This is a genomic window from Streptomyces fuscigenes (assembly GCF_021556455.1).
GTDB classification, from domain to species: domain Bacteria; phylum Actinomycetota; class Actinomycetes; order Streptomycetales; family Streptomycetaceae; genus Streptomyces; species Streptomyces fuscigenes.
Map to the genome: position 1 here is coordinate 1 of NZ_JAKGCV010000335.1, position 6136 is coordinate 6136.

The following is a 6136-nucleotide window of genomic DNA, read 5'->3' on the forward strand; positions in this document are numbered from 1 at the left end:
CCCGGAAAGCCGCCGGCCGCCCCTCGGCGTCCGACCGGGGCTGAGCCGGCCGCCCGCGTCCCGGGGCGCGGCCGGAGGCCCGGCCGCCGGTGTCCGCCGCTCCGTATGGAGGCGCGGCCCGTCCTTCTCCACGCCCCCGGCCCCGACGTCCCCGCGAGCCCGGCCGGGGCGGCCTCCCTGAGCTGGTCCGGATCACCGCTGCCGGACTCCCGCCGGCCCGCTGTGCGCGCGGGATCTCGTTTTGGAGCGGTGTCCGGCATCGGGTAATGTTCTTCCTGCGCCGCCCAAGGGAGACAAGCCCTCCGGGGGGCGCAAACCAAACAAGTCCCCTCACGGGGGTTGTGTTTTGGTGGGCTATGGTGTAATTGGCAGCACGACTGATTCTGGTTCAGTTAGTCTAGGTTCGAGTCCTGGTAGCCCAGCGCAGATTCTTCTGCAACGCCCCCGTTGTGTAGCGGCCTAGCACGCCGCCCTCTCAAGGCGGTAGCGCCGGTTCGAATCCGGTCGGGGGTACGGATCTTCCGTATGGAGGATCGCTGGGGCCCCGTTGTGTAGCGGCCTAGCACGCCGCCCTCTCAAGGCGGTAGCGCCGGTTCGAATCCGGTCGGGGCTACTGGTCTATACCATGGGCTATGGTGTAATTGGCAGCACGAGTGATTCTGGTTCATTTAGTCTAGGTTCGAGTCCTGGTAGCCCAGCTTCGCAAGACCAGGCCCCCGTTGTGTAGCGGCCTAGCACGCCGCCCTCTCAAGGCGGTAGCGCCGGTTCGAATCCGGTCGGGGGTACAGGAAAGAAGGCCGAGGCCCTCTCCATCACGGAGGGGGCCTTCGTCGTGTGCGCCCCCGGACGCGGTGGTGCGGCCGTCGCCCGGAACTCCGCGTGCTCGCCGCCGGGTACGGTGCGGAGCGCGCACGGGCGGGGTGTGCCGCGGGCGGGCGGTGCCGGTACCCGTGGTGCGCGCCGCGGTCGGCGGCCCTTCGGCGGGAACGGTTCGCGGGCAGACCCTGCTTCCCGGCCCCCGCGGGGTCGGGCGGGACGGCGCTCGCGCGGCCGCCGCGGCACGTCCTCGGGCCCGGCGTCGCGCGGCAACCGGGAGTCCTCGCGGTCCCGGGTGCGGACGTCCAGGGGCTACGAGTTCCTGCGCAGCGCCTCGGACAGCCGCCCGGCGGCGTCGATCACGGCCTGCGCGTGCATGCGGCCCGGGTGGCGGCTGAGCCGCTCGATCGGCCCGGACACGGACACGGCGGCCACCACGCGGTTCGACGGCCCCCGCACCGGCGCGGACACCGAGGCGACGCCCGGCTCGCGCTCGCCGATCGACTGCGCCCAGCCCCTGCGGCGCACGCCGGACAGGGCCGTCGCCGTGAAGCGGGCCCCCTGCAGCCCGCGGTGCAGGCGCTCCGGCTCCTCCCACGCCATCAGGATCTGCGCGGACGACCCGGCCTTCATCGTCAGCGTCGAACCCACGGGCACCGTGTCCCGCAGGCCGGACAGCCGCTCCGCCGCCGCCACGCAGATGCGCATGTCGCCCTGCCTGCGGTAGAGCTGCGCGCTCTCGCCCGTCACGTCCCGCAGGTGCGTGAGGACCGGGCCGGCCGTCGCCAGCAGCCGGTCCTCGCCCGCCGCGGCGGCGAGCTCGGCGAGACGCGGTCCGAGGATGAATCTGCCCTGCATGTCCCGCGCCACCATGCGGTGGTGCTCCAGGGCCACGGCGAGCCGGTGGGCCGTCGGCCGCGCCAGGCCCGTCGCCGTGACCAGCCCGGCCAGGGTGGCCGGGCCGGACTCCAGCGCGCCCAGCACGAGAGCGGCCTTGTCGAGAACACCCACACCACTAGAATTGTCCATGCAACGATATTCGCGTCTCACTCTGTGAAACGCAAGTTCACTTTTCCCCCGAAGTTGCCAATGTGTACGCACGGGGCTCGCGGATCGGGAGCCCGCAGCCGCCGCCCGTTGGGGGACGGGCACGGCTCACAGGTCTCGACAAGCGCCGGCGAAGGCGCCGGCCGGAGGGAAAGCGATGGGTAGGACACTCGCGGAGAAGGTCTGGGACGACCATGTCGTCCGGCGCGCGGAGGGCGAGCCCGACCTTCTCTTCATCGATCTGCACCTGCTGCACGAGGTCACCAGCCCGCAGGCGTTCGACGGGCTCCGCCTCGGCGGCAGGAAGGTCCGGCGGCTCGATCTCACCATCGCCACCGAGGACCACAACACCCCCACTCTCGACATCGACAAGCCCATCGCGGACCCGGTCTCCCGCACGCAGCTGGAGACCCTGCGCAAGAACTGCGCGGAGTTCGGGGTCCGGCTGCACCCGCTGGGCGACGTCGAGCAGGGCGTGGTCCACGTGGTGGGCCCCCAGCTGGGCCTGACCCAGCCCGGCACCACCGTCGTCTGCGGCGACTCCCACACCTCCACGCACGGCGCCTTCGGCGCGCTCGCGTTCGGCATCGGCACCAGCCAGGTGGAGCACGTGCTGGCCACGCAGACGCTGCCGATGGCCCGGCCGAAGACCATGGCCATCACGGTCGAGGGCGAACTGCCCGAGGACGTCACCGCCAAGGACCTGATCCTCGCCGTCATCGCGAAGATCGGCACCGGCGGCGGCCAGGGCTACATCCTCGAATACCGGGGGTCCGCCATCGAGAAGCTCTCGATGGAGTCCCGGATGACCATCTGCAACATGTCGATCGAGGCCGGCGCCCGCGCGGGCATGATCGCCCCCGACGAGACCACCTTCGCCTACCTCCGCGGCCGGGCCCACGCCCCCGAGGGCGCCGACTGGGACGACGCCGTCGCGTACTGGAGGACGCTGCGCACGGACGACGACGCGGTCTTCGACGCCGAGGTCTTCCTCGACGCGGCCGAGCTCGCCCCGTTCGTCACCTGGGGCACCAACCCCGGCCAGGGCGCGCCCCTGTCCGAGAGCGTCCCCGATCCTGCTTCGTACGACGACGCTTCGCAGCGCCTCGCCGCCGAAAAGGCCCTGGAGTACATGGGGTTGAGCGCCGGACAGGCCCTGCGGGACATCAGGGTGGACACCGTCTTCGTAGGTTCGTGCACCAACGGCCGCATCGAGGACCTGCGCTCCGCGGCGTCCGTGCTGGAGGGCCGCAAAGTCGCCGACGGCGTACGGATGCTGGTCGTGCCCGGGTCCGTCCGGGTGGCGCTCCAGGCCGTCGAGGAGGGCCTGGACAAGGTGTTCACGGCCTCCGGCGCCGAGTGGCGGCACGCGGGCTGCTCCATGTGCCTGGGCATGAACCCCGACCAACTGGCGCCCGGCGAGCGCTCCGCGTCCACCTCCAACCGCAACTTCGAGGGCAGGCAGGGCAAGGGCGGCCGGACCCACCTGGTCTCGCCGCAGGTCGCCGCCGCGACCGCGGTACTGGGCCATCTGGCCTCACCCGCCGATCTGTCCGACGCCGACGACCGCACGCCCGCTGGAGCGCGATAACCATGGAAGCCTTCACCGTCCACACCGGCCGTGCCGTCCCGCTGCGCCGCAGCAACGTCGACACGGACCAGATCATCCCCGCCCACTGGCTCAAGAAGGTCACCCGCGACGGCTACGAGGACGGCCTGTTCGAAGCGTGGCGCAAGGACCCGTCCTTCGTGCTCAACCAGGAGCAGTACCGGGGCGCGACCGTCCTGGTGGCCGGTCCGGACTTCGGCACGGGCTCCTCCCGGGAGCACGCGGCCTGGGCCCTGCAGAACTACGGCTTCAAGGCCGTGATCTCCTCGCGTTTCGCCGACATCTTCCGCGGCAACTCGCTGAAGAACGGGCTCCTGACGGTCGTCCTGCCGCAGGACGTGGTCGAGCGCCTGCAGACGCTCGTGGAGAGCGGCCCGGCCACGCAGGTCACGGTCGACCTGGAGAGCCGCCAGGTGCGTGCCGGCTCCGCCGCGGGTGAGCAACTGACGGCTGATTTCGACCTTGACGAGAACGCCCGCTGGCGTCTGCTGAACGGCCTCGACGACATCAGCCTCACCCTGCAGAACGAGTCCGACATCGCGGCTTACGAGGCCTCCCGGCCTGCCTTCAAGCCCCGCACAATTGCCGCCTGAACGGCCTCTGATCAGCGCTTTTCCCCTACTGCACCCCCTGCCCCCCGGCAGGGGGTGCAGTTGCATGTTGAGCCCCCGTGAGGCGACAACTCGCCCCAGATGGCACAATCGGTGCATGGAACGCGACAGCCAACTCGGGCTCTACGAGTCGGTCGCCGGACAACTGAAGGAAGCGCACACAAGAGTGCGTGAACTGCAAGTCGCGGAGGGCGTACGCATGGCGCTCACACGGAAGCTGCTGGTCATCACCGCTGCGACGAAGCACGATCTCCCGGATGCGGCAAGGCGCCTTGACCGTCTCCTGACGGATCTCGACGAGGGTCGTTTTCCGGAAGAGGACTGACCGGTGGAAGTCCGCCGGGTCGACTTCGTTGCGGCACTAGGGTGATTAGCCCGTTTCGTGTTTGATTTGCGGTATATATCTGCCTAACGTGCGAAAAGGCTTGAACACATTCGTTCTGGCAATGTCTCCGAAGGGGAAGACGTGAACAAGGCTCAGCTCGTAGAAGCGATTGCGGACAAGCTCGGCGGTCGCCAGCAGGCCGCGGACGCGGTGGACGCCGTCCTCGACGCCATCGTCCGCGCCACCGTGGGCGGCGACCGCGTCTCGGTCACCGGCTTCGGCTCGTTCGAGAAGGTCGACCGCCCGGCCCGCTACGCCCGCAACCCGCAGACGGGTGAGCGCGTACGGGTCAAGAAGACCTCCGTGCCGCGCTTCCGCGCCGGTCAGGGCTTCAAGGACCTGGTCAGCGGCTCCAAGAAGCTCCCCAAGGGCGGTGAGGTCTCCGTGAAGAAGGCGCCCAAGGGCAGCCTCTCCGGCGGTTCTTCCACCCGTACGACGGCCAAGGCCGCCGCCAAGAAGGCCACGGCCAAGAAGGCCACCGCCAAGAAGGCGACGCCGGCGAAGACCGCCGCGAAGAAAACCACGGCGACCGCGAAGAAGTCGGCGGCCAAGAAGACCACCGCCACGGCCAAGAAGTCGGCGGCCAAGAAGACCACGGCCGCCGCCAAGAAGACCGCGCCGGCCAAGAAGGCCCCCGCGCGCAAGGCCGCCTCGCGCACCACCGCGAAGAAGGCCGCCTCCAGGTCGAAGTAGGCGGCGCAGGCAAGACCCAGCAAGCGGCACTGGCCGCGTCCACGCCGGGCCGGGCTCCCCTCGGGGAGACCGGCCCGCGGCGCGTTCCGGTGTCCTTCGCCGGGGGGCGACGCTCTCCGCGCCCCGCGCCGGCCGTCGGGCGCTCCCTGCCGCCCCGGGCGGCCGAAGTCGGCGGGCGGCCGCGGACGTCAGAACGTCTGCAGCGTCACCAGTGTGATCCGCAGCGCGGGGCCCTCGCCGCGCGTCTCGATGCGCACGCGCTGCCCGGGCCGCAGCAGCCGCAGCCCGCCCGCGTCGAAGGCGTCCGCGCCGAACTCGACGGGCGTGCCGTCGTCGAGCAGCACACTGCCGCTGCGGGTCTCGGGGGCATACGTGTACGCGGTCGCCTGCATCCTCGCAGCGTAACCGCGCGGGCCCGGCGGCGCGCGGCGCCTCGGTCCGCGACCGGGCCGCCGCGGCGGGTACCTGCGCGCCCCACGCCCCGCGCCCTGCTCCCGCGGCGCGTTCACCCCCGGCCAAGGCAGCGCGGCAACAGCGTCGCCGCGCTACGGCGACATCAGCGCAGAGAGGGCCGTGTACACGCGTGCGGTGTGCGGGCCGAGTCCCAGCGCCGCCGCCGTCCGCAGGTCGGACGCGGTGTCCACGTCCTGCCGCACCGAATCCACCTCCGCGAGCGCGATTTCCACGGCACCGCCGGACGCGTGGCGCGAACGGGAGGGACCGCCGAACGCCGGCCGCAATTCCCGGCCCGGAGCCGCCGCCAGCAGCGTCGTGCCGATTCCCGCCGCGTCGGGGAGAAAAGCGCGGGGAAAAGCGGCCGCACGGCGCAGGACCCGGGCCAGTTCCGCGGGCCGCAGCGCGGGCAGATCCGCGTTGAGTGCGGCGACCGGCGCGCCCGGCCGGCGCGCGAGGGCGGCGCGGGCTCCGTGCGCCAGCGCCGCGTTGAGGCCGGCGCCGGGGGAGTCGCCGACGACC

At 71.5% G+C, this 6136-nt stretch carries 6 protein-coding genes, 5 tRNA genes and 1 pseudogene; 9 read left to right on the forward strand and 3 right to left on the reverse strand.

Annotated features, from left to right (window positions below; genetic code table 11):
• Positions 1–350: 350 nt before the first annotated feature.
• The 5 genes from L1885_RS21570 (at position 351) to L1885_RS21590 (ending at position 785) form a co-directional block, all read left to right on the forward strand.
• Positions 351–422 (forward strand) — tRNA-Gln (locus L1885_RS21570).
• A gap of 18 nt (positions 423–440) precedes the next feature.
• Positions 441–513, forward strand: a tRNA-Glu gene (locus tag L1885_RS21575).
• 27 nt (positions 514–540) lie between these two features.
• A tRNA-Glu gene (locus L1885_RS21580) sits at positions 541–613 on the forward strand.
• 13 nt (positions 614–626) lie between these two features.
• Positions 627–698: transfer RNA gene (locus L1885_RS21585), tRNA-Gln, on the forward strand.
• 14 nt (positions 699–712) lie between these two features.
• Positions 713–785 (forward strand) — tRNA-Glu (locus tag L1885_RS21590).
• Positions 786–1128: 343 nt separating this feature from the next.
• On the opposite strand, the gene ndgR is transcribed toward L1885_RS21590, so the two are convergent.
• Entirely contained in the window at positions 1129–1845 is a 717-nt protein-coding gene (gene ndgR / locus L1885_RS21595; protein ID WP_235798822.1) for an IclR family transcriptional regulator NdgR, read from the reverse strand.
• A gap of 175 nt (positions 1846–2020) precedes the next feature.
• Here ndgR and leuC point away from each other — a divergent pair, with 175 nt between their 5' ends.
• From leuC to L1885_RS21615, 4 genes are all read left to right on the forward strand, one after another.
• Complete coding sequence (gene leuC, locus L1885_RS21600) at positions 2021–3454, forward strand: 3-isopropylmalate dehydratase large subunit (protein ID WP_235798823.1); 1434 nt, start codon at positions 2021–2023, stop codon at positions 3452–3454.
• 2 nt (positions 3455–3456) lie between these two features.
• Positions 3457–4065, forward strand: a complete 609-nt coding sequence (gene leuD / locus L1885_RS21605) for a 3-isopropylmalate dehydratase small subunit (RefSeq protein WP_235798824.1) — start codon at positions 3457–3459, stop codon at positions 4063–4065.
• A gap of 115 nt (positions 4066–4180) precedes the next feature.
• Positions 4181–4408 carry an SCO5555 family protein gene (locus tag L1885_RS21610; RefSeq protein ID WP_235798825.1) on the forward strand — a complete coding sequence of 76 codons (228 nt, stop codon included), beginning with the start codon at positions 4181–4183 and terminating at the stop codon, positions 4406–4408.
• 141 nt (positions 4409–4549) lie between these two features.
• Entirely contained in the window at positions 4550–5161 is a 612-nt protein-coding gene (locus L1885_RS21615) for an HU family DNA-binding protein (RefSeq protein ID WP_235798826.1), read from the forward strand.
• Positions 5162–5349: 188 nt separating this feature from the next.
• Here the strand turns inward: L1885_RS21615 and L1885_RS21620 are convergent, their stop codons facing one another.
• The gene (locus L1885_RS21620; protein WP_235798827.1) at positions 5350–5553 is read right to left on the reverse strand and encodes a hypothetical protein; all 204 of its coding nucleotides are present in this window, start codon (positions 5551–5553) and stop codon (positions 5350–5352) included.
• A gap of 153 nt (positions 5554–5706) precedes the next feature.
• Positions 5707–6136: pseudogene (locus L1885_RS21625) on the reverse strand (2-phospho-L-lactate guanylyltransferase); the annotation flags it as partial.